20 protein-coding genes and 1 tRNA gene are annotated in these 19,950 nt (G+C 36.3%); 15 read left to right on the top strand and 6 right to left on the bottom strand.

What is annotated here, in order from left to right; genetic code table 11:
- Positions 1–110 precede the first annotated feature (110 nt).
- From JOC76_RS23615 to JOC76_RS23605, 3 genes are all read left to right on the top strand, one after another.
- Entirely contained in the window at positions 111–1,475 is a 1,365-nt protein-coding gene (locus tag JOC76_RS23615) for an MATE family efflux transporter (RefSeq protein ID WP_205181232.1), read from the top strand.
- Between the two features lie 147 nt (positions 1,476–1,622).
- Positions 1,623–2,684 (top strand): NAD(P)-dependent alcohol dehydrogenase, encoded by a 1,062-nt coding sequence (locus JOC76_RS23610; RefSeq protein ID WP_205181231.1) that lies wholly within the window; start codon positions 1,623–1,625, stop codon positions 2,682–2,684.
- A 69-nt stretch (positions 2,685–2,753) separates the two neighbouring features.
- Complete coding sequence (locus JOC76_RS23605; RefSeq protein WP_205181230.1) at positions 2,754–2,927, top strand: hypothetical protein; 174 nt, start codon at positions 2,754–2,756, stop codon at positions 2,925–2,927.
- 45 nt (positions 2,928–2,972) lie between these two features.
- On the opposite strand, the gene JOC76_RS23600 is transcribed toward JOC76_RS23605, so the two are convergent.
- Positions 2,973–3,854 (bottom strand): VanW family protein, encoded by an 882-nt coding sequence (locus tag JOC76_RS23600; RefSeq protein WP_205181229.1) that lies wholly within the window; start codon positions 3,852–3,854, stop codon positions 2,973–2,975.
- Between the two features lie 238 nt (positions 3,855–4,092).
- On the opposite strand from JOC76_RS23600, the gene hpf reads away from it, so the two are divergent.
- Together hpf and JOC76_RS23590 are read left to right on the top strand one after the other, a co-directional pair.
- Complete coding sequence (hpf, locus tag JOC76_RS23595; RefSeq protein ID WP_205181228.1) at positions 4,093–4,632, top strand: ribosome hibernation-promoting factor, HPF/YfiA family; 540 nt, start codon at positions 4,093–4,095, stop codon at positions 4,630–4,632.
- A gap of 78 nt (positions 4,633–4,710) precedes the next feature.
- Positions 4,711–4,845, top strand: coding sequence for a BA3454 family stress response protein (locus tag JOC76_RS23590; protein ID WP_239557932.1), 135 nt, complete (start codon positions 4,711–4,713; stop codon positions 4,843–4,845).
- A 12-nt stretch (positions 4,846–4,857) separates the two neighbouring features.
- Here JOC76_RS23590 and JOC76_RS23585 read toward each other — a convergent pair whose 3' ends face one another.
- A complete protein-coding gene (locus tag JOC76_RS23585; RefSeq protein ID WP_205181227.1) occupies positions 4,858–5,301 on the bottom strand; it encodes a YfmQ family protein in 444 nt (147 codons plus the stop codon).
- A 489-nt stretch (positions 5,302–5,790) separates the two neighbouring features.
- On the bottom strand, positions 5,791–6,102 hold the full coding sequence (locus tag JOC76_RS23580; protein ID WP_205181226.1) for a hypothetical protein: 312 nt from the start codon (positions 6,100–6,102) through the stop codon (positions 5,791–5,793).
- 308 nt (positions 6,103–6,410) lie between these two features.
- Here JOC76_RS23580 and JOC76_RS23575 point away from each other — a divergent pair, with 308 nt between their 5' ends.
- The gene (locus JOC76_RS23575; RefSeq protein ID WP_205181225.1) at positions 6,411–7,406 is read left to right on the top strand and encodes a hypothetical protein; all 996 of its coding nucleotides are present in this window, start codon (positions 6,411–6,413) and stop codon (positions 7,404–7,406) included.
- A 62-nt stretch (positions 7,407–7,468) separates the two neighbouring features.
- Here the strand turns inward: JOC76_RS23575 and JOC76_RS23570 are convergent, their stop codons facing one another.
- Positions 7,469–7,939: a divergent PAP2 family protein gene (locus JOC76_RS23570; protein WP_205181224.1), complete on the bottom strand. Its 471-nt coding sequence runs from the start codon at positions 7,937–7,939 to the stop codon at positions 7,469–7,471.
- Positions 7,940–8,204: 265 nt separating this feature from the next.
- Here JOC76_RS23570 and JOC76_RS23565 point away from each other — a divergent pair, with 265 nt between their 5' ends.
- From JOC76_RS23565 to JOC76_RS23550, 4 genes are all read left to right on the top strand, one after another.
- Positions 8,205–9,599: an MATE family efflux transporter gene (locus JOC76_RS23565; RefSeq protein WP_205181223.1), complete on the top strand. Its 1,395-nt coding sequence runs from the start codon at positions 8,205–8,207 to the stop codon at positions 9,597–9,599.
- A 176-nt stretch (positions 9,600–9,775) separates the two neighbouring features.
- On the top strand, positions 9,776–10,357 hold the full coding sequence (locus JOC76_RS23560; protein WP_205181222.1) for a DUF2269 family protein: 582 nt from the start codon (positions 9,776–9,778) through the stop codon (positions 10,355–10,357).
- Positions 10,358–10,496: 139 nt separating this feature from the next.
- Complete coding sequence (locus JOC76_RS23555; RefSeq protein WP_205181221.1) at positions 10,497–11,759, top strand: flavin-dependent oxidoreductase; 1,263 nt, start codon at positions 10,497–10,499, stop codon at positions 11,757–11,759.
- On the top strand, positions 11,756–12,049 hold the full coding sequence (locus JOC76_RS23550; RefSeq protein WP_205181220.1) for a Dabb family protein: 294 nt from the start codon (positions 11,756–11,758) through the stop codon (positions 12,047–12,049). The genes JOC76_RS23555 and JOC76_RS23550 overlap by 4 nt, the downstream gene beginning before the upstream one ends.
- A gap of 165 nt (positions 12,050–12,214) precedes the next feature.
- Here JOC76_RS23550 and JOC76_RS23545 read toward each other — a convergent pair whose 3' ends face one another.
- Positions 12,215–12,931, bottom strand: coding sequence for a 3-ketoacyl-ACP reductase (locus tag JOC76_RS23545; protein WP_205181219.1), 717 nt, complete (start codon positions 12,929–12,931; stop codon positions 12,215–12,217).
- 339 nt (positions 12,932–13,270) lie between these two features.
- Here JOC76_RS23545 and JOC76_RS23540 point away from each other — a divergent pair, with 339 nt between their 5' ends.
- Entirely contained in the window at positions 13,271–14,833 is a 1,563-nt protein-coding gene (locus JOC76_RS23540) for an acetate--CoA ligase (RefSeq protein WP_307784760.1), read from the top strand.
- A gap of 227 nt (positions 14,834–15,060) precedes the next feature.
- Positions 15,061–16,143 carry a sulfate permease gene (gene cysP, locus JOC76_RS23535; protein WP_205181217.1) on the top strand — a complete coding sequence of 361 codons (1,083 nt, stop codon included), beginning with the start codon at positions 15,061–15,063 and terminating at the stop codon, positions 16,141–16,143.
- Positions 16,144–16,263: 120 nt separating this feature from the next.
- On the opposite strand, the gene JOC76_RS23530 is transcribed toward cysP, so the two are convergent.
- Positions 16,264–16,349: transfer RNA gene (locus JOC76_RS23530), tRNA-OTHER, on the bottom strand.
- Between the two features lie 170 nt (positions 16,350–16,519).
- On the opposite strand from JOC76_RS23530, the gene JOC76_RS23525 reads away from it, so the two are divergent.
- From JOC76_RS23525 to JOC76_RS23515, 3 genes are all read left to right on the top strand, one after another.
- The gene (locus JOC76_RS23525) at positions 16,520–18,676 is read left to right on the top strand and encodes a sensor domain-containing protein (RefSeq protein WP_205181216.1); all 2,157 of its coding nucleotides are present in this window, start codon (positions 16,520–16,522) and stop codon (positions 18,674–18,676) included.
- Between the two features lie 180 nt (positions 18,677–18,856).
- Positions 18,857–19,357, top strand: coding sequence for a hypothetical protein (locus JOC76_RS23520; protein WP_205181215.1), 501 nt, complete (start codon positions 18,857–18,859; stop codon positions 19,355–19,357).
- 100 nt (positions 19,358–19,457) lie between these two features.
- Positions 19,458–19,820 (top strand): group I truncated hemoglobin, encoded by a 363-nt coding sequence (locus tag JOC76_RS23515; RefSeq protein WP_205181214.1) that lies wholly within the window; start codon positions 19,458–19,460, stop codon positions 19,818–19,820.
- Positions 19,821–19,950: the final 130 nt, after the last annotated feature.

Below are 19,950 nucleotides of genomic sequence, written 5' to 3'. Positions count from 1 at the left end.
CTGTTTATAATTATATACAGTTGTTCATTAATGAATCAATATTTAATTTAATAACAACTAGAGTTATGGAAATTCGCAATAAAATGAAGCAGCAAAATGGGGGGATTTAGTTGCAACAGAAGTTATTAGCGTTGCCATCAACAAAGTTATTTACGAATAGGGATTTATTCCTATTATTTGTGCCAATTGTAATAGAACAGGGTTTGGAATATCTAGTGGGATTGGCGGACTCCATTATGGTAGCGCATGTGGGTGAATCTGCTGTATCTGGAGTTTCCCTCGTAGATTTTGTTATGGCACTACTCATTAGTTTATTTGCTGCTCTGGCAACAGGTGGGACCGTTATTGCGGGACAATACATGGGTAGGAAGCAGCTGGAAAAATCAAGAGAAGCAACAAATCAACTGGTATGGTTTGCTGGTGCTGTTTCTATTATTATCATGGTCATTATTTATCTCATCAAACCACTAATATTAAATGGACTATTTGGGCAGATAACCGATGAAGTACGTGCAAATGCCAATACTTATCTGATGTTCACTGCCATATCTATTCCATTCCTTGCTTTATATAATGCTGGAGCTGCCATATTTCGAACGATGGGTAATGCAAAACTGCCCATGTATATCATGCTCGCCATGAATATTGTTCACGCAATAGGGAATGCCGTCCTTATCTATGGCTTTCATTTTGGTGTTGAAGGTGTTGCCATTCCGACCCTTCTTTCACGTATTGCGGCTGCCGCGATTATTATTACATGGGCTTTTAACAAGAAGCTCCCATTATATATAAAGAAAAGTTTTAACCACAAATTTAACTGGTCAATGATCAATAAAATCTTAGGCATAGGTGTTCCGTATGGATTGGAAAACGGTTTATTCAATCTAGGGAGAATTGTTGTACTCAGTCTTGTTTCATCTTTTGGTACGGCAGCTATTGCAGCTAATGCGGTTGGAGGCACTATTGTGATGTTTGAAGTTCTTCCTGGTATGGCCATTGGGTTTGGAATGACTGTTGTTATATCAAGATGTATCGGTGCAGGAGATTATGAACAGGCGAAATATTTTACCAAAAAGATTATCGGAATTGTGTATGCTGCACAAGTAGTATGCTGTGCTTTGATACTTGCTTTGCTCCCATCCATATTAAATGTCTATGATTTATCCGAGACTGCGACATCATTGACGACACAAATCGTTTGGTGGCATGCAGTATTCCAGGTCATCATTTGGCCGCTTGCTTACACGTTACCCGTAACGTTCCGAGCATCAGGAGATGCAAAATTCCCGATGTGGGTTGGGATTTTATCTATGTTTTGCTGTCGTATTGCTTTCGCATATCTATTCAGCATCTATTTCCATATGGGAATGTTTGGTACTTGGGTAGCAATGTTTATTGATTGGATTGTGAAAGCATTGATTTTTGTACGTCGATATTTACATGGAAAATGGACTAAGTTTCATGCAATTAACTGAGCGCGTTTTACTATGGGTCAACCAATTGGTTGATCCATCTTTATTTTTTTCTAAAAGTATTTTGTGTATATGGAACAGGATAGGGGTAAATCTATTATTGTTAAACGAGTTATTCAGTGTTAGCTGGAAAGGATTGAGTGAACTTTTATGTCTAATAATCAAAAAAACACAACTACGACGGGTGTTCTTAGTGCCCGTAGTGCAAAGGCACCTTTTGAACGTACTACTATTGAGCGGAGAGCATTAAGAGCAGATGACATTTTAATTGATATTAAATTTAGTGGTGTTTGCCACTCCGATATTCATAGTGCCTACGATGAATGGGGGGGCGGAATCTTCCCTATGGTACCTGGTCACGAAATTGCAGGGGTCGTGGAAGCAGTGGGTGACAATGTTACAAAATTTGCAGTTGGGGACCATGTTGGTGTTGGTTGTTTTGTTGATTCATGCGGTGAATGCGAATACTGCCAGAGCGGTGAAGAGCAATATTGTACGAAAGGTGTGATCAACACATATAATTCAATAGACTACGATGGTAAACCAACATACGGCGGTTATAGTCAAAAAATCGTTGTAAAAGAAAGCTTCGTTGTACGTATTCCAGATTCTCTAGGTTTGGATGTGGCTGCCCCATTATTATGTGCAGGCATCACTACATACTCCCCTTTAAAGAAATGGAACGCAGGTTCAGGTAAGAAAGTCGCTATTGTTGGGGTAGGAGGACTTGGACACGTAGCGGTTCAATTTGCACATGGGATGGGTGCTGAAGTAACTGCCTTGAGCCAAGGCATGAGCAAGAAAGATGAAGCCATAAAGTTGGGTGCAGATCATTACTATGCAACTAGTGATCCCAATACATTCAAAGAGTTGGCTGGCCGTTTTGACCTCATCTTAAACACAGTTTCCGCAAATCTAGATGTTGATGCGTATTTATCTATGCTTCGGGTAGATGGAACACTTGTAAATGTTGGTGCTCCAGCTGAGGCAGATAAGTATCATGTATTTTCTTTAATCATGGGTCGTCGTAGCATTGCAGGATCTCTGGTAGGTGGAATTCGTGAAACGCAAGAGATGCTGGATTTTGCTGCTGAACATGGCGTTAAACCGATGATTGAAACCATCCGTGCAGATCAAATAAATGAAGCATATGAGCGTGTTCTACGTAGTGATGTTCGCTATCGATTCGTTATAGATATATCCACTATGTAATTCTGAAAGCTAATTTTCTCTATTTCCTAAGTTAATACAATCTAATTCTAATACCAAGGAGGGCTTTTCATGAGCCAAGAGAAAAACCTTAACAATGGTAGTTTCGCAAAATTTGTCCTCAATCACACCGACAAAAGTAACAACCATGAACAAAATCTAGGCAATGTAAATCATGAATTTGCTACTGAAAATGATGCTCAATCCATAAAAAACAATCTTAAAAATGAAGAACAACAAAATTAAATCAGTAATAAAATCACCCCAAGTTCAGCACTTGGGGTGATTTTGTTAATAACGCAGGTATGGTACTCTTTTGGGCTTATAAGTTATGACATCCGAGGAATAAATCTCAACTTTTAATTTATTCCGTAACATTTTTGCTTGAATGAGAATCGGTTGATTATATTCATTTTTAAAAATTAAATCAGGGCCATTCCAACTTACAGTGGCATCTCTTCGTGGAGGGACATATGAAACTTCTCTACTGTGTGAATATCGATGAATGACGGTTAACCCAGCATTATCAATTGCGTTGAAAAGGGTAGAGGATACCTGACAAATTCCACCACCGAAATCCTCCGATAATTCTCCCTTAATAATGACAGTAGCTGGCAAATATCCTTTCCCAGCGGTTCGTTCTCCTACTACTTGATTAAATGAAAAGGTTTCACCCGGAAAAAGAACAAAATTATTAATCGCTTTTGCTGCAAGATAGATATTATGGTTTCTTTCTCTATTTTTGGAATTAAAGGTTGTTATATATTCTCCAATTTTTTCACTTCGAATCGTTCCAAGTATTTCGCTATCCACACTAGGATAAACCGCTTGCAGGGGCACTTCTAAATTTGTTGATTCATTATTAAAAAAATAAGAAAACACTTTTTCTGTGAAAAATTCACGGTTTAGGCGGTAACCGACCTGTTCGGGGATGATATTTCCGTTCTTGTCAATAATGGCATTTTTAGGTGTTTTCGAAACTTTCTGGTCTATTTGATTCATTAATTGATTTAACTTTTCCGTATTCATAATCGGTAATCCTGACGAATTGATTGAAAAGTTAGCACGGTCAATGCTCGAGATAGGGTGTCCATTGTTTGTGATTAATAATTGGTTATGCGTGTTCACTGGCTGAGATAAAATAAGTAGTCCAAGTATCCAGGTAAAATTCATATTCTTCGCAACCTCCCTTCTTATTATTAGTGAAAAACTCCATATCATGTAATTCACCAAATAGAAAGTAGTAAGGAAAATTTACACTTTGGATGCTTTTTAAGGAAACATTCAGCTTACCTTCAAGCTTAATTCAGTTTGTGGGAGCATAATTCAGGCATAGGGTTAAGAAACACCCATTACTGCTTCCGAAAAGAAGGTTTGTACCTAAATAAAAAATTTGTAAGGAGAGTTTAATATGAATTTTAATATCCGTGGTGAAAACATAGAGGTAACTTCAGCTATTCTAGAGTATGTTGAAAAGAAAGTATCCAAGCTAGATCGTCATTTAATCAAGAAACATGACACAAGTGCACACGTAAATTTAAGGATTAATCCTGATAAAACATCGAAGATAGAAGTAACGATTGTACAGCCGCAGCTTGTTTTACGGGCCGAAGAAACAAATCTTGATTTGTACGCAGCAATTGATTTAATCCTAGATAAGCTAGAACGTCAAATTCGTAAAAATAAAACAAAAGTAAATCGCAAATTTCGTGATAGGGTTGGATATTGTGCCACTTTCACTACCGACATGGAAGAGAATGAAAAAGAGGATCAGTTAGAAATAGTCAGAGTGAAACAATTTGACCTTAAACCAATGGACAGTGAGGAGGCTATTCTGCAAATGGACCTAATTGGTCACAGTTTCTATGTCTTTACCGATGCTTACTCAAACCAAACCAATGTGGTATACAAACGTAAAGATGGGCGATATGGGTTGATTGAGGCAAAATAATTAATGACCGATTTCACGGATGGGTACTAACAATAGATTAAATTAAAAAAATACTTAATGACGAGGAGAATAAACAAAATGTGTATGTATACAATTTATGTAACAGTTAAAGGAAAAAAATATCAAACCAATGTGATTGCAAACAAAAATCAATCGAAGGAAGAAATTTATAAAATAGGAGAAGAGCAAGTGATAAAACAATGGGGAGTTTAAACAGAGAAAGGGCTATACGGATAGCCCTTTTTTTTCTTGTGATAATTGAAGACGATCCGAAAGCAAACTATAGGCCACAACTTTCTTCTTGTCTTGTTTCACTACATCAATGCGATCCTTATACCGATACAAAAATAATCGAATATCTTTTTTACCTTTCTTTGTATCAATGACGACCGGAGGTTCACTGTGCTCTGGCTTTAAAAATAATTCCTCAGTCCCTGGATAGATATAGTGTTTCTCTAAAAAGATTGCTTCATTAAAATCATGAATAAGCGTCGTTTTGTCTTTACCTTTTACTTGTTTTCCTTCAAAAGTTATGGTGATATGGTCATCACTCAGTTTTGAATGAGTTTCAAATTTTTTAATTAGCCATTCCACAGGACCTGTTGGAAGACAAGTTACTAATACCTTTAATAAACCAAGGAGTATTAATGAAATTATCGTCCATACCATTTAACATCATCTCCAAAACTAATAATAAAATTTACTAGGTCAACCAAATGTATATCCCTAGAGAAATTAATGCTAAGAAAATAATCACTACATATATTAAAGTCAAATTGAACGTATTTCTTTTGGTTGAACTTCTATAGTTTTCGTCTGGCTTCTTTGTTAATAGCAAAGTTGAGACGACAGAAAAAATCAAAATCAATGTAACCAAAAGGAAGGCAATCTCCATAATTCACCTCAAATATAACTCGTTATTTTAATTTAATATTAGCGCAACTGGATCATTAATTAACCATCCAATTCACCTAAAAATAAACCATCCACTTTGAATGGGATTACAATAAGGAACGAATTAAAGAGGGAAGATAGGATTAATGGAGGAGGAATGAAGGAATTTGAACAATGAAACTGCTGAATGACCTTTGATCATTTAAAGATTAAATGAACAGAGGTCAATCATTCATTTTCAAGAAAAGGAAAGGGGACATTATTTTATTTTTTCTCTACTTTTACTAATCCTTCACCTAAGTCATTTTTATCAAAATAACAGATGACTTGATCATTCACTTGAATCTTTTCGCCTGAAGTGATGTTATTAGCAGAAAAAATGATTTCATTTCCATTTTTTCTTTTACCATAATATTTATCACCTTTAATTTTGCTTATCGTATAAACGATCGTCGTATATTTAGAAGAATCATCACTTTTTGTGCTTGTATTGTTAACAGGAGTAGATGTCTGATATTTAACTAATACTAATAAAATGGATGAAAGTACGACAAGAATGATTATTCTTTTTATCATGTTCTCAACCTCCTTATATGTATTTTAAAAAACTAAAAGGTAAAGTAAATCCATCATTAATCCTTTAGACTTCAATGAAGGCTTAATCACAATATATTGAACCATAATAAACAAAATAAATACAGTTATTGAACTTGAGTAACTTATATTTTTGATAAAAACATGACTTAGTAATTCTGAATATGATTGTTATTATTTAAATGTGAATCATTTCACAAAAAGTTCAAAAATAGGCCGAACCTAGGACTAATCTATCATGTATATTAACACTATAAACATGTTGTTAATGTTACTAGGGGGATTTAATGATGAAAAAGCTATTTCAGATACTATTAATGTTAGGACTAATTATGACACCCTTTTTTACTGAGGCTCATGTGAAGTGGTTCACAAATGTGAAGCCTCACAAGGAATCGATTGAACATATACTTTCACCAATGTTTCTATTTTTTGCTCTTTTGGCTGCCGTTGTGTTAGCTTCATTGACCTTAATCATTCCTAAAATGGTTGAATGGGGACCAATGAAGAAATGGGAGGACCGCCTATCTAGCTTAAGAAAGTATTCTCGTTATATTTTAAAATATGGAACAGCCGCTGCACTTATCATTCAAATGGTTAATGGTACATTATTTGCACCGGAATTCCATATTCATAATACAATTGCTGTTATATTAACATGGGTTACAATTGGATTTTTATTAATTCCACATCATATCTCAACCAAAATTGGTGCAAGCATACTATTGGGATTATTTATTTATGTTACAGTCCATCATGGCATTTTCCATATGTTAGATTACGGCTTTTATGTAGCCATTATTGGTGTGTTATTGGTTGGAAATACTAAGTTAGAAAAGGCAGGTTTCCCGTTTTTATATTTAGGAACTGGATTATCACTTAGCTGGGTAGCAGTGGAAAAATGGGTTTACCCTGATATGGCCTTGGATATCGTTGCACACCATCATGTTCCTACGTTTGGATTTGCCCCAGATCTATTTGTTATGATGGCTGCGTTCATCGAATTTGTTGTTGGGTATTTATTAGTAGTTGGTATTTTAAATAGAGTATTAGGTTTTGTGGTAACAGGTATATTTATTTCAACAACTATGTTGTTTGGCATGACAGAAGTGATCGGGCATTTTATGATTCATATTGTGTTACTGATCTTCATTATTGAAGGCGTATCTTTTTATAACCCGCCAATTAAAATGCACAAAACAAAAATAGATCAATTTATCTTTGTCTTCTTGAACTTTATTTTCGTACTGGCAACCTTCTTATTAATATATTATCGTTTTGCTTAAATCATGATATCAAAAAACGATCCACCCGTGACTCTCGGGTGGATTATGTCTGTTAACAAAATTTAAAACGGATATAGAAAATATGTAACGACTCCAATAATGATTCCTGTGATCGCTCCGCCAAAGACTTCAATTGGCTGGTGTCCCAATAATTCTTTCAGTTTTTCTCGAGACTCAGGCTTTTTTATTTTCGGATTCTTTAATGTTTCAATTAATGAATTAAAGTCGACTAATAACGTATTTAATATTTCCGCATGATATCCAGCATGACGGCGGACGCCCGTTGCATCATGCATGACAATGGCTGAAACGACAACACAAATAGCAAACTCATTCGATTTAAAACCCGAGATTAACCCAATCGCTGTTGTTAAGGAGATAATGGTTGATGTATGAGAACTAGGCATCCCGCCAGTACTAAACATCAAATTCCATTTTAGTTCTCTTGTTGAAATAAAATGTATGGGTATCTTAACAAATTGTGCAATCAGCATTCCTAGAAGTGCAGCCAAAATCGGACAGGATAAAAACATGATTGACCTCCGTATCGTTTTATTAATGATATTTAGGTTCTTAACTTTATAAAGAAAAGCGCCTGCCTTGCGCCTTTTTTTTAATTACCCTACATATCATTAATATAGACTATTTGAAACAAAAAATGGTAATAATTTTTTGGAAAACAATGCTAAAGCATGATATTTATTCTTTAACAACTAGCTGTAAAAGCCCTTTCATCTTCCGAAAATCATGCTATAATAAACCATATTAAATTGACAAATTGAAAAGAAGTGTCGTGTAATGAATAAACTCGCAGTGAAGTTAAGACCCAAAACCGTTTTTTTGTTGGAAAAGTTTTTTACTGGCGAATCCTTTGATTACAAAAAATTATTTGCCATTATTACGCCTATTTTTGTAGACCAATCTTTCTTGATCATTATGAGTCTACTAAACACTGCGATGATCAGCTCCGCTGGGGTTGATGCTGTTAGTGCGGTAAGTATGGTTGATTCACTGAATATCTTTTTAGTGAATGTCTTTATTGCCGTAGCTACAGGTGGGACGGTTATGGTGGCTCAATATAAAGGCAGCGGGAATCCGGAAATGGTGTCCAAAACTGCTACACAGGCCATTTCAGCTGTAACCATCTTTTCTGTACTTCTAAGTGCATTGGTTATTATCTTCCATACGCCAACATTGTCCCTTTTATTTGGCAAAGCAGAAGCACATGTTTTTCAAGAAGCCCGAATTTATTTAATCGGCAGCTGTCTCTCATATCCGCTTATCGCCATTTTTCAAGCCGTAACCGGGGCATTAAGAGGTGTTGGAGAGACGAAACCATGTTTAAATCTATCTTTAATCATGAATGTCACCAATACTTTACTAAATCTCTTATTTATAACTCTTTTCAACATAGGTGTGGAAGGACTTGTCATTTCCACTATTATTGCAAGATTAATAGGTGTAGTAGCTTCATTAATCTATATTTTAAAATACAATGAATCCATTCAATTCAAACTAAGAAATGCTTTACATATTGATGTTGCTATCTTAAAAAAAGTCATGTTTATCGGACTTCCTTTTGCAGCAGAACAGTTATTTTTCAATGGTGGAAAGTTGTTGACGCAAACCTTTATTGTTCAGTTAGGAACACTTGCATTGACGTCATATGCGATTGCGAATTCGATTGCATTGCTATTTCAGATCGGACCCAATTCATTGAGTATTGCAATTGTAACGGTAGTGGGGCAATGTATAGGAAAAAGAAATGTACAGGATGCGAGGAAGTTTATTATATCCATGATTGGACTTGGAACAGTCCTGTTTGTGATAGCGGATGCAGTATTAATGCCATTGTTTCCATTTTTAGTCAAGCTCTTCAGCCCGCCAGAGGAAATTATTTCGACTATTTTTACACTAATCTTAATCTCTTCTGTAGGGCATCCACTTTTATGGCCAACAAGTTTTATTATGCCGTCCGCATTAAGGGCAGCCGGCGATTCAAACTTTACATCGATTGCGTCATTGCTTTCTATGTGGCTGCTTAGAGTTATTCTGGGGTATCTCTTGGGAATCACTTTCGGTTTTGGGATTGTCGGTGTTTGGGCAGCGATGAATATCGAATGGGGGATGCGGACATTAATTTTTGCTTTGCGGTTCAAAGGGAAGAAATGGTATGCACATAAACTTGTGTGATGACTTAGAAGGCTGCTATCGAATGGCAGCCTTTTATCATGGAACGCCATTTGCGAATGAACCTATAGAGTTAGGGATAAATACTCATATTTTAACAAAATATTTTTAATAAAGGACTTTCGCCCTACGAAAAAATTTTATATAATGGGAAAGGAAAAATAAGGGGGTATTGGAAGTTGCTTTATAGTATTGTTTTATTTATACACATCATTGGGGTTGTGGTTATGTTTGTCGCGGTGGGAATCACTTTATTATCGATGGTTTCCATGCTTCATTCAAAAACAACAGAAAATTTACGAAATTGGGCAGCATTAGCTGTAAAACTGGATGGGTTATTGCCTTTTAGTGTAATCCTAATCATTGTGCCTGGCTTATACCTAGTATTCTCCAGTTGGGGATGGAAAAATGCTTGGATTGATTTTTCACTGGCACTCTTGATTTTAATGACATTTATGGGTCCTATCATTAACCTGAGACGATTAAAAACTATCTTACATGCAGCAAAGGCAGAAAAAAGTAGCGTGCCTACGAATAGCTTATTAGAGAAGGTAAGGGATCGTGTACTTTGGAATTCAGTCTTAGTTATGACCATGCTAGCTTTTGCTATTGTTTTTCTAATGACAGTGAAAGTGGCAATGACAGGTTCAATCATCACCATTGTCGTGGCAGTCATTCTTGGGTTTGTTGCAGCAAATATTATTTTAAGCAAAGGTTCGGCAAGCATGACTTCAAACAAAAAGAATACTCGTTCAATTTAATCGTTTTTCATAAGCTGGAGAGGATCTATGTGATAGATTCTCTCCTATTTATTATTAACTAGTTTTTTATATTGATATATTTTTTATTTATGTAATAATTAGAATAATCAGAAGTTATGTAGAACAAGGAGAGATAGGTATGACGAATATCAAAAGTGCTCTTATTGTTGGCGGCGGCATTGGCGGGCTTGTGACTGCTCTCAAACTTCACCGCGTTGGCGTGTCAGTGCGTGTCTTTGAGAGTGTGGAAACGATTAAAGCCCTAGGTGTGGGGATTAATCTTTTACCACATGCAGTGAGGGTATTAACAGAATTAGGTTTAGTTGATGATCTGGAAAAAATTGGATTACAGACTGCGGAACTAATGTATGTAAATAAATTCGGGCAGAAAATCTGGCGAGAAGCCAGAGGGGTAGAAGCAGGATACCATTGGCCACAATATTCGATCCATCGTGGGAAGCTGCAAATGCTTTTATTAGAAGCAGTTAAGAAGGAGATTGGGGAGGAAGCTGTGTATACGGGACACCATTTGAAATCCTTCCAAAACATTGCTGACATGGTAGTAGCCCAATTTGAAAATCGAAAAACCGGCGAGAGTCTGGGGTCCTATCATGCAGATATCATGATTGCAGCAGACGGTATTCATTCTGTTGTAAGGAAATTTTATTATCCAGATGAAGGTCTCCCAAAATACAGCGGTCGGATTTTATGGCGTGGCATTACGGAATCAACACCTTTTTTAACAGGAAGATCCATGATTATGGCGGGTTATCAAGATCAAAAATTTGTCGCATATCCAGTGTGTCCTGAAAAGAGAGCGGAAGGAAGTTCACTCGTTAATTGGATTGCCGAACTTACGGTCGAGGAAATGCCTTCTCGTGCAGATTGGAATCGGAAAATTGATAAAGAGAAATTTGCTCCGGCCTTTGCTTCCTGGAACTTTGGCTGGCTAAATGTGCCAAAATTGATAGAAGAGACCGAAGCGGTTTATGAATTTCCGATGGTGGACCGTGATCCAATACCGAAATGGACATTTGGACGAGTCACCTTACTAGGTGACGCTGCACATCCGATGTATCCAATTGGTTCAAATGGTGCTTCTCAAGCGATTCTTGATGCAGATGCCTTGGGTGAAGCCATTTTAGAACATCATGAAGCCGAAAGGGCATTGGAGGTTTATGAAGAGACTAGATTAGGAGCCACAGCCAATATCGTCATGTCTAATCGACAAAATGGACCAGAGGTTGTCATGCAAATTGTTGAAGAACGTGCCCCTAACGGCTTTACCAATTTAGAAGATGTGGTTTCTTATGAGGAATTGGTAGAAATCTCAAATAAATATAAACAAATTGCCGGTTTTGACCGTGAAAAATTGAATCGTAAACTTGGAGTTAAATCATGATTGAACATATTGTATTATTGAAATTTTCAACAAACACCACGGAAGAGCAGAAGCAAGAGTTAATTCGGAGAACTCTCCTGTTAAAATACGTAATTCCTGGTATTGTAGACATACAGCAAGGATATAATTTTTCAAACCGGAGTCAGGGCTTTGAAATCGGTTTGACGGTCCGTTTTGAAGATAAAGCATCATTAGAAAATTATGGGCCACATCCGGAACATCAAGCTGTATTTAGTTACTTAAAGGAGATTGGTTTGGTAGATAGTATTATTGTTGATTTTGAAATCTAGTGATATTTTTTGTGATTTCACTTTAATGCTGTAACGCGGGTTTGCTTTTATGTATTATGGAGAATTGCTAACACTAAGCTTTGAATTTTTTCAAAAGCTTAGTGTTTTTTTTGTATACATAAATAAGGCCAGCTAATTTTTCTTTCTAGCTGACCTTTTTTTAAATCAAGGATTAGTCGACCATAATCCAGCAGATTTGAGGAAGACTCTTGGATGAAGTTTTAAACCGGCAACAATCAAGTCGGCCAAATCTTCCGGCTGCATTACATTTTCTGGATTTCCAGAAATAAGATTTGTTTCTGTGGCCAAATCTGTAACAACGGTACTTGGAGTCATGGCAGTGACACGGATATTATGCTTCCTAACTTCAAGGGCAAGTGATTCTGTCAGTCCCAATACGGCGAATTTGGAAGCACTATATGCACTGGTTACCGGCGCACCTTTTTGACCTGCTGTAGAAGAGATGTTTACAATATCTCCGGATTTATGTTCAATCATATCTGGTAAAACGGCTCTTGTTACATTATATACTCCCATCAAGTTTATTCGGATAATATTTTCCCATTCCTCTGGAGATAAATCGAGGAAGCCGCCAAATTTGGCTACCCCTGCATTGTTAATGAGAATGTCTATGGTTCCTAAATCTGATTTGATATGTTCAACAGCATGAGTGACGGTTTCAAGGTCAGAAACATCAGCTGTGGCTGCTGAAATTTGTATATCATATGGTTCGAGTTCTGAGGTTACTTTTTCAAGATTTGACATGTTCAGTCCAATGAATCCTAAATTTACACCTTCCTTTGCTAAGGCGATCGCGGTAGCACGTCCAATTCCTCTTCCTGCACCAGTTACGATCGCAGTTTTTCCCTTGAGTGAAATCATTGTAATCCATCCTAACCATTTAAATTTAAGATCACTTTTAAAATAAGCAATAACGTAGGCCAATATTCTTTTATTCGGAAAGTAATTGAAAATCATATATATCAAAAGAAGTGACGATAGTCATGATAATCATTTGAGGAATAGCAATTGTGTAGATAATAAATCCTACTAATAAGTGAACACTGGTATTAAATAATTTACAAACTATTTCAAAGTGGTATTATTGTATGTATATAATTTTTAAAGGCTTGTACTATTACTTGGTACTAATTTTTAGGAATTTCAAAATGCACATTTAATCGTGTGCTTTTGAAATGAACAGATTGGAGAATGTCAAAAGTGGATTTTAAATCATTAATTGCACCAGAACACTTTAACTTAGCTAGTGAAATCTCAAAGCATGTTTCAGATAAAATTGCCTTGAGATGGCAAAATGAATCAGGAGAAACGAAATCAATTACATATGATGAGCTTAATAAAAAAGCAAATAAATTAGCTAACGGTTTAACAAAATTAGGGATCAATAAAGGTGACAGGGTGGTAGTAATGACCACAAGGATAATTGAGTCTTATGTCATATACTTAGCCTGTTTAAAAGCGGGCATTGTGATTAGCCCCACTTCTGAATTGCTGCGAGCAAAGGATATCGTTTATCGGTTAAATCACTCAGAAGCCAAAGCGGTTATTTCTTATTACGACTTAATTCATGAGTTTGAAAATATAACAGAGGAGACACCATCTCTAAAATTTAAAATTGTCTTTGGGCAAGAAGTACCAAACTGGCTATCAATGGAAGCCTTGATAGAGGGTGAATCAGAAACTTTCACGGATATTGATACTTTAAGAAATGATTTAGCTTTCTTAGCTTATACTTCTGGAACAACAGGGCAGCCAAAAGGTGTCGTACATAGTCATGGATGGGGCTATGCACATCTCCGAATCGCAGCTTCTAAATGGCTGAATATAAGTGAAGATGATCTTGTTTGGGCAACAGCGGCACCGGGTTGGCAAAAATGGGTATGGAGTCCATTCTTATCCATTTTAGGTTCAGGTGCTACAGGATTTGTTTATAATGGCAGATTTCAGCCGCATAAATATTTAGAGTTGCTTCAAGACAACAAGGTGAATGTTTTATGCTGTACACCAACCGAGTACCGGATGATGGCAAAATTAGATGACCTTTCAAATTTTGATTTAACACCATTACACACAGCTGTTTCCGCAGGTGAAGCACTTAACCGTGAGGTAATTGATGTATTTAAAAGTCAATTCAACATATTGATTCGCGACGGATATGGTCAAACGGAAAGTACTTTATTGATTGCCAATCTAAACACGAATGTAAATAAATTGGGTTCAATGGGTCAGCCATTAATGCCTGAATATCTTGATGTCGTGGACGATTATGGTCAGCCTGTTCCTGCTAACGAGGTTGGGACGATTGCCATAAAAAAAGAGTTTCCTGCGCTTTTTCAACATTATTATAAAAACCCTGAATCTACTGCCGCCTCTTATCTAGGTGATTATTTCTTATCAGGAGACCGAGCATATAGAGATGAGGACAACTATTATTGGTTTCAGGGAAGAAAAGATGATGTCATTATTAGTTCAGGCTATACCATTGGACCATTCGAAGTAGAAGATGCCTTAATGAAACACAAGTCTGTGAAAGAATGTGCAGTGGTTGCATCACCGGATCCTGAAAGAGGAAATGTGGTTAAAGCCTGTATTGTTTTAAAAGATGGTGTCGAAGGAACACCTGAGTTGACAAAGGAACTACAAACCTTTGTTAAAAACTTAACGGCACCTTATAAGTATCCCCGTTTGATTGAATACCTAGAGGCGTTACCGAAGACCGACTCTGGAAAAATTCGGCGGGTAGCCTTGAGAGAGAAACGATAATGGAAATAAAAAAACTATAGCCCTCCCGGGGGTTATAGTTTTTTTATTTATTGCTACAATAAAAATTTTTTAAAAATTCAGTGACATATGCCTTTTGTAGGTTGCTTATTTTGGGAAGGAAATGTATAATATAAAATTATTCCTACCTGAATAGTATGAATTTGAATTTCGAAACATTGCGAGATTAATATTACTAGATAGATAGACATACATAAGGAGAGATTGATATGTTTTGGACGTATTTGGCTTTTATCATAGCTTTCTTCTTCGCCATGAACATTGGGGCAAGTGGAACAGCTGCATCAATGGGCTCCGCCTATGGTGCTGATGCGATTAGAAATAAATGGCTAGCGATGGTCTTAGTAGCAATTGCTGCTTTTTTAGGTGCAGTTCTAGGAGGCGGAGAAGTCGTAAAGACGATCGGTAACGGCATTATTCCTTCAAAAATTCTTACCATTGAGCTGGTGGTCCTTATTCTTGCAGGGGCGACCCTAACATTGTTTATTGCCAACCTAATGGGAATTCCTTTATCAACCAGTGAAGTAACCGTAGGTGCCATAGTTGGTGCTGGAATAGCTTATAGAAGCTTGTTTATTAATAGTCTCATTGTCATTGTGGCATTTTGGGTCATTGTTCCAATCATTTCATTTTTCATTACCTTTTTTCTAGGAAAGCTAATTGCTAAATCTGAAAAGCGCTGGCCTAGTTTGACCAAACAAGGAAAATGGAAAAAGTGGATAGGGAGAGTTCTCGTCTTGGGTGGATGCTTTGAAGCCTTTTCTGCTGGGATGAATAATGTAGCGAATGCAGTAGGACCATTAGTTGGTGCAGGTATGCTTTCAACAACTAAAGGCATTTGGATTGGCGGCTTATTTGTAGCTATAGGTGCTGTTTTATTAGGTGGCCGGGTAATTGAAACGAATGGAAAAAAGATTACAAAATTGTCCTTATTAGAAGGTAGTGCCGTTTCCTTTACTGGAGGAACATTAGTTACAATTGCCTCTATTTTTGGTCTCCCTATTCCATTAACCCAAGTAACTACATGTGGAATCCTAGGGATTGGAGCTTCCCAAAATGGGATTGGTTTTTGGCAAAAGGGCGTTATTAAAAAGATTTTAAAGGTTTGGCTTATTTCGCCATTAGCGTCACTTGTTATCTCTTATACGTTAATTAATTTGTTGATTAAGACTAATTTTTACAATATTATCATTATTTTAAGTACTTTAATTGCGGCCTTAGGAACCTTAAGCTTATATGCAAATATTCGAAAAGAAAACAGCACGATTCATGACGAGGGTGGCGGAATATAAATTGATTCCGGATTTACCATTAAAACAGCTCCTGACATCGACCAATTAAGGGTGGTATCAGGAGCTGTTTTATTAGTGTCCAGCTCCAGCGCCTAATCAAGGCGCTGGAGCTTTTATTATTGGACTTGGTGGGATTCAAACCCACAAGAAACATAACAGTCTTCATTGGATGACTGCAAGTTGCTCTATCATTGAGCTACAAGTCCATACGTATAAAATGCCCATCATCCAAACTTTTATGCAGAAAATCTTTTTCGTAAATCTTTCGTAATTCCCATTAGTAAGGAATTAACATTATTATATAATGATACAATAGAGTCCTTTGTTTTCGGATACATATTAATTTTTAGTAATTGATGTATGGAGGAGGGTGTAGATGAGTGTTCGGTCTAATCAACATACGGTAGAATTAGAAAAGCTGCGTTTGCAAATAGCTCAACTGGAACGGCAAAACCAGGAGCTCTCAAAACAAATTCGCGTAAATGAATCACTATATTTAAATATTCTGGATGCCTTACCTATCAATATTTTCCTGGAAGATAGGGAAGGACACACCATCTATGCCAACAAACAAGCATGCGTATCGAATGGGAAAAGTTTAAAAGAACTGATTGGAGTGACCATCTTTGATGTTTTTCCTCGTGAAATCGCAGAGCTTAATCGCGCGTATGATCTCGAAGTATGGGAGAAAAGACAATTGATCACCAAAGAATTTCCGAGTGGATATAAAGGTGAGGAACATCATATGTTTACCGGAAAAACCATCATCCATATTGATGAGTCAGGTGAGGATTTTTTACTCGGGTTTGGATTAGAAATTACAGACCGAGTTAGAGCCGAGAATCGATTAAAAGAAAGTGAAGAAAAGTTCAGAAGTTTAATCGAAGAAGCTGCTGATAGTTTCTTTCTAATCGGAACGGACGGGAAGTTTACAGAAGTTAATCCATCAGCATGTGAGGTTTTAAATTATTCAAAAAGTGAACTTCTCGAATTGAGTACTGAACATGTATTTTCTAAACTACCGAAAAAAATGAAACATCTAAAAATGGGTTCTAAACAGCTGGCGTCAATGAATTTTGAGGATTTAATGATTGGAAAAGATCATTTAGCAATCCCTGTTGATATTAATATTCGTCTTATTAATATTGGAAACAAACAAATGTATTTTGCTTTATGCCGGGATATTCGTGATAAAAAGAGGGCAGAAGCCCAAATTAAACATATGGCGTTTCATGATGCCTTAACCAATCTCCCAAATCGTTGGGCCATTCACTCCATCCTGGATGAGTATACTTCAGGGATAAATCATATCCCAACTTTGTTAGGTTTTATATTACTAGATTTGGATTATTTTAAGGTGGTAAATGATAGCTTAGGACATGAAGCTGGAGATTTACTACTAAAAGAAGTATCCAAAAGGTTGCAAACTGCTACCGATTATAGAGAGGTTAAACTTGCTAGATTTGGGGGAGATGAATTTATTATTCTTGTACCCTATTTAAAAAGTAAAGAAGAAATGATCTTCATCTGTGATAAGATCATGGAAGAAATGTCGAACCCTATAAATATTCAAGGACAAAAACTGAATATTTCAAGCAGTATGGGGATTAGTTTTTTCCCTCAAGATGGGACAGACCTTAATTCGTTGATAAAGAATGCAGACCTGGCAATGTATGGTTCTAAGAACCAAGGAAGAAATTGCTATAGTTTTTACCATCCAAACATGAGAAATCGTGCTAATCAACGGATGGATTTAGAAATTTTATTAAGAAAAGCTTTGGATGAAAATGAATTTATCCTCCATTATCAGCCCAAAGTAGATTTGAAAACAGGGAAAATCTATGGAATGGAAGCATTAATCAGATGGAAAAATAAACTAAATCAAATTATTTTACCAGATTCCTTTATCCCTATTGCTGAAGAAACGGGTCTAATTATCCCGATTGGAGAGTGGGTAATGTGGGAGGCCTGCAAACAGTGTAAAGAATGGAAGGATGCTGGATTTGGGGATTTATCTATAAGTGTAAATTTGTCACCTAAACAATTTCAAAGACAGAATCTTGTAGAGATGATCGTTTCTGTACTGGAAGAAACAGGATTGCCACCTCATTCTCTTGAATTGGAGTTAACAGAGGGAATGGTGATGAGAAATCCAGAAGAAGCCGTTATCATTTTACAAAAACTAAAAAAATTGGGTATCAAGATTTCAATTGACGATTTTGGAACAGGTTTCTCTTCTTTGAGTTATTTAAAATTATTCCCAATTGATACACTGAAGATTGACCGGTCTTTTATCACTACTATTGAAAGAGATGAGACGGATGCAATGATTGCTATAGCAATCATTTCTTTGGCTCATAGTTTAAACATTAATGTTGTCGCCGAGGGTGTCGAAAATGGGGAACAATACAATTTTCTCATGAAAAACTTCTGTGATTTTGCCCAAGGCTACTATATTAGTCAAGCGGTTGATCAACAGGAATTAAACAGGTTGCTAGTGAATAATGGAGAATCATTCCATCCAGTAGTGTGAACATTCATATAGACATTCATGAAGAGTGGTTATTCTTGACCACTCACTTTTCTTGGATTTTAATGGGTATTTTTGTTTTTGCTACACTCTAAATAATCCTCAAAAAGCTAAATTGGTGTTATGATGATAGGTATATCCAATACATATTATGTAATGAAACAACTTTTTGGGGGAACCTTTATGGCAGTAGTAAAATCAGTAAAAATTGATGGTGAGGATATACATATTTTTAACAGTGCAATCTATGTTTTTGAGACAAATTCAAATTTTACATTGGAATTGGACCTTATTGTGAGTGAACTTGTCGTAAAAAAGTATAAGAAAGAAGATAACCTCATTATTGAAATAGAATTAGAAGATGGCAGAGTCCTAAATTCAATTATGCATGTAAAATTCTTAGCAGGGGGATTACCTCAGCTTAATTTATATTGTGATCTTGATGATCCGGATGATTATTATTATTTAGACCGTGTAAGTGAGAGTGATGCATGGTTTCCCAACCTGGAAGAAGGAATTACAATTGAAGAAATACGAAAAGTAGAAATGCCCGATGAGGATATGAGTTTAAAACTAAAGTTGCCGATTGATCAAGTGGAATGGTTGAAAAAACAAAAAAAGTCAATGTTAAATGAATTATTCAAAGAATTCATATATAAATATTGGAAAAAGTTGGACCAGTGACGGAGGACGAAGTAAATAACTATGTCATGAAAAATTTGAATATTTACGTACTTTCTGAGGAAAATAGCTTTGTACCTGACAGAATAGGAGTGAATATTCGATGGAAGACAATCTGTATGAAAAATTAGGTGGTCAAGAAGCGATTAATAAGGTCGTAGATTATTTCTACAATGAGTTAGTTTTAAAAGATGAAACAGTTAATCAATTTTTTGAACACACTGATATGGAAAAACAAAAAAGCCACCAAACCAAATTTATTAGTTTTGCTCTTGGTGGTCCTAATCAATATTCGGGTCAATCAATGGCGAAAGCACATCAAGGTATGAATTTACAGCCTGAACATTTTAACGCGATTGTCAATCATTTGCATAAGGCTCTTGCCCATTATGGTGTAAGTGAGAGAGACATTGATGATGCTTTAACAAGGGTTGCTTCATTAAAAGATGATATCTTGTATCAGTAATCAAATAAAAAAGGGGCCATAGGTCCCTTTTATTCTGTGCGACGGGCAGTCGCACTTTTGCTTTTACACAAGCATGATTTACTGTTAAAGGTTGGGTCATGTTACTTCGGTAATAACAGACCCCGAATCC

It is taken from the genome of Neobacillus cucumis (assembly GCF_016908975.1).
In the GTDB taxonomy this organism is placed as follows: domain Bacteria; phylum Bacillota; class Bacilli; order Bacillales; family Cytobacillaceae; genus Neobacillus; species Neobacillus cucumis.
This window is presented reverse-complemented; position numbering and strand designations above follow the sequence as displayed.

Coding starts and splice junctions, on each gene's coding strand:
- JOC76_RS23610 (WP_205181231.1), top strand. CDS start 1,623: ATGTCTAATAATCAAAAAAACACAACTACGACGGGTGTTCTTAGTGCC.
- JOC76_RS23605 (WP_205181230.1), top strand. CDS start 2,754: ATGAGCCAAGAGAAAAACCTTAACAATGGTAGTTTCGCAAAATTTGTC.
- JOC76_RS23600 (WP_205181229.1), bottom strand. CDS start 3,854: ATGAATTTTACCTGGATACTTGGACTACTTATTTTATCTCAGCCAGTG.
- hpf (WP_205181228.1), top strand. CDS start 4,093: ATGAATTTTAATATCCGTGGTGAAAACATAGAGGTAACTTCAGCTATT.
- JOC76_RS23590 (WP_239557932.1), top strand. CDS start 4,711: ATGTGTATGTATACAATTTATGTAACAGTTAAAGGAAAAAAATATCAA.
- JOC76_RS23585 (WP_205181227.1), bottom strand. CDS start 5,301: ATGGTATGGACGATAATTTCATTAATACTCCTTGGTTTATTAAAGGTA.
- JOC76_RS23580 (WP_205181226.1), bottom strand. CDS start 6,102: ATGATAAAAAGAATAATCATTCTTGTCGTACTTTCATCCATTTTATTA.
- JOC76_RS23575 (WP_205181225.1), top strand. CDS start 6,411: ATGAAAAAGCTATTTCAGATACTATTAATGTTAGGACTAATTATGACA.
- JOC76_RS23570 (WP_205181224.1), bottom strand. CDS start 7,939: ATGTTTTTATCCTGTCCGATTTTGGCTGCACTTCTAGGAATGCTGATT.
- JOC76_RS23565 (WP_205181223.1), top strand. CDS start 8,205: ATGAATAAACTCGCAGTGAAGTTAAGACCCAAAACCGTTTTTTTGTTG.
- JOC76_RS23555 (WP_205181221.1), top strand. CDS start 10,497: ATGACGAATATCAAAAGTGCTCTTATTGTTGGCGGCGGCATTGGCGGG.
- JOC76_RS23550 (WP_205181220.1), top strand. CDS start 11,756: ATGATTGAACATATTGTATTATTGAAATTTTCAACAAACACCACGGAA.
- JOC76_RS23545 (WP_205181219.1), bottom strand. CDS start 12,931: ATGATTTCACTCAAGGGAAAAACTGCGATCGTAACTGGTGCAGGAAGA.
- cysP (WP_205181217.1), top strand. CDS start 15,061: ATGTTTTGGACGTATTTGGCTTTTATCATAGCTTTCTTCTTCGCCATG.
- JOC76_RS23525 (WP_205181216.1), top strand. CDS start 16,520: ATGAGTGTTCGGTCTAATCAACATACGGTAGAATTAGAAAAGCTGCGT.
- JOC76_RS23520 (WP_205181215.1), top strand. CDS start 18,857: ATGGCAGTAGTAAAATCAGTAAAAATTGATGGTGAGGATATACATATT.
- JOC76_RS23515 (WP_205181214.1), top strand. CDS start 19,458: ATGGAAGACAATCTGTATGAAAAATTAGGTGGTCAAGAAGCGATTAAT.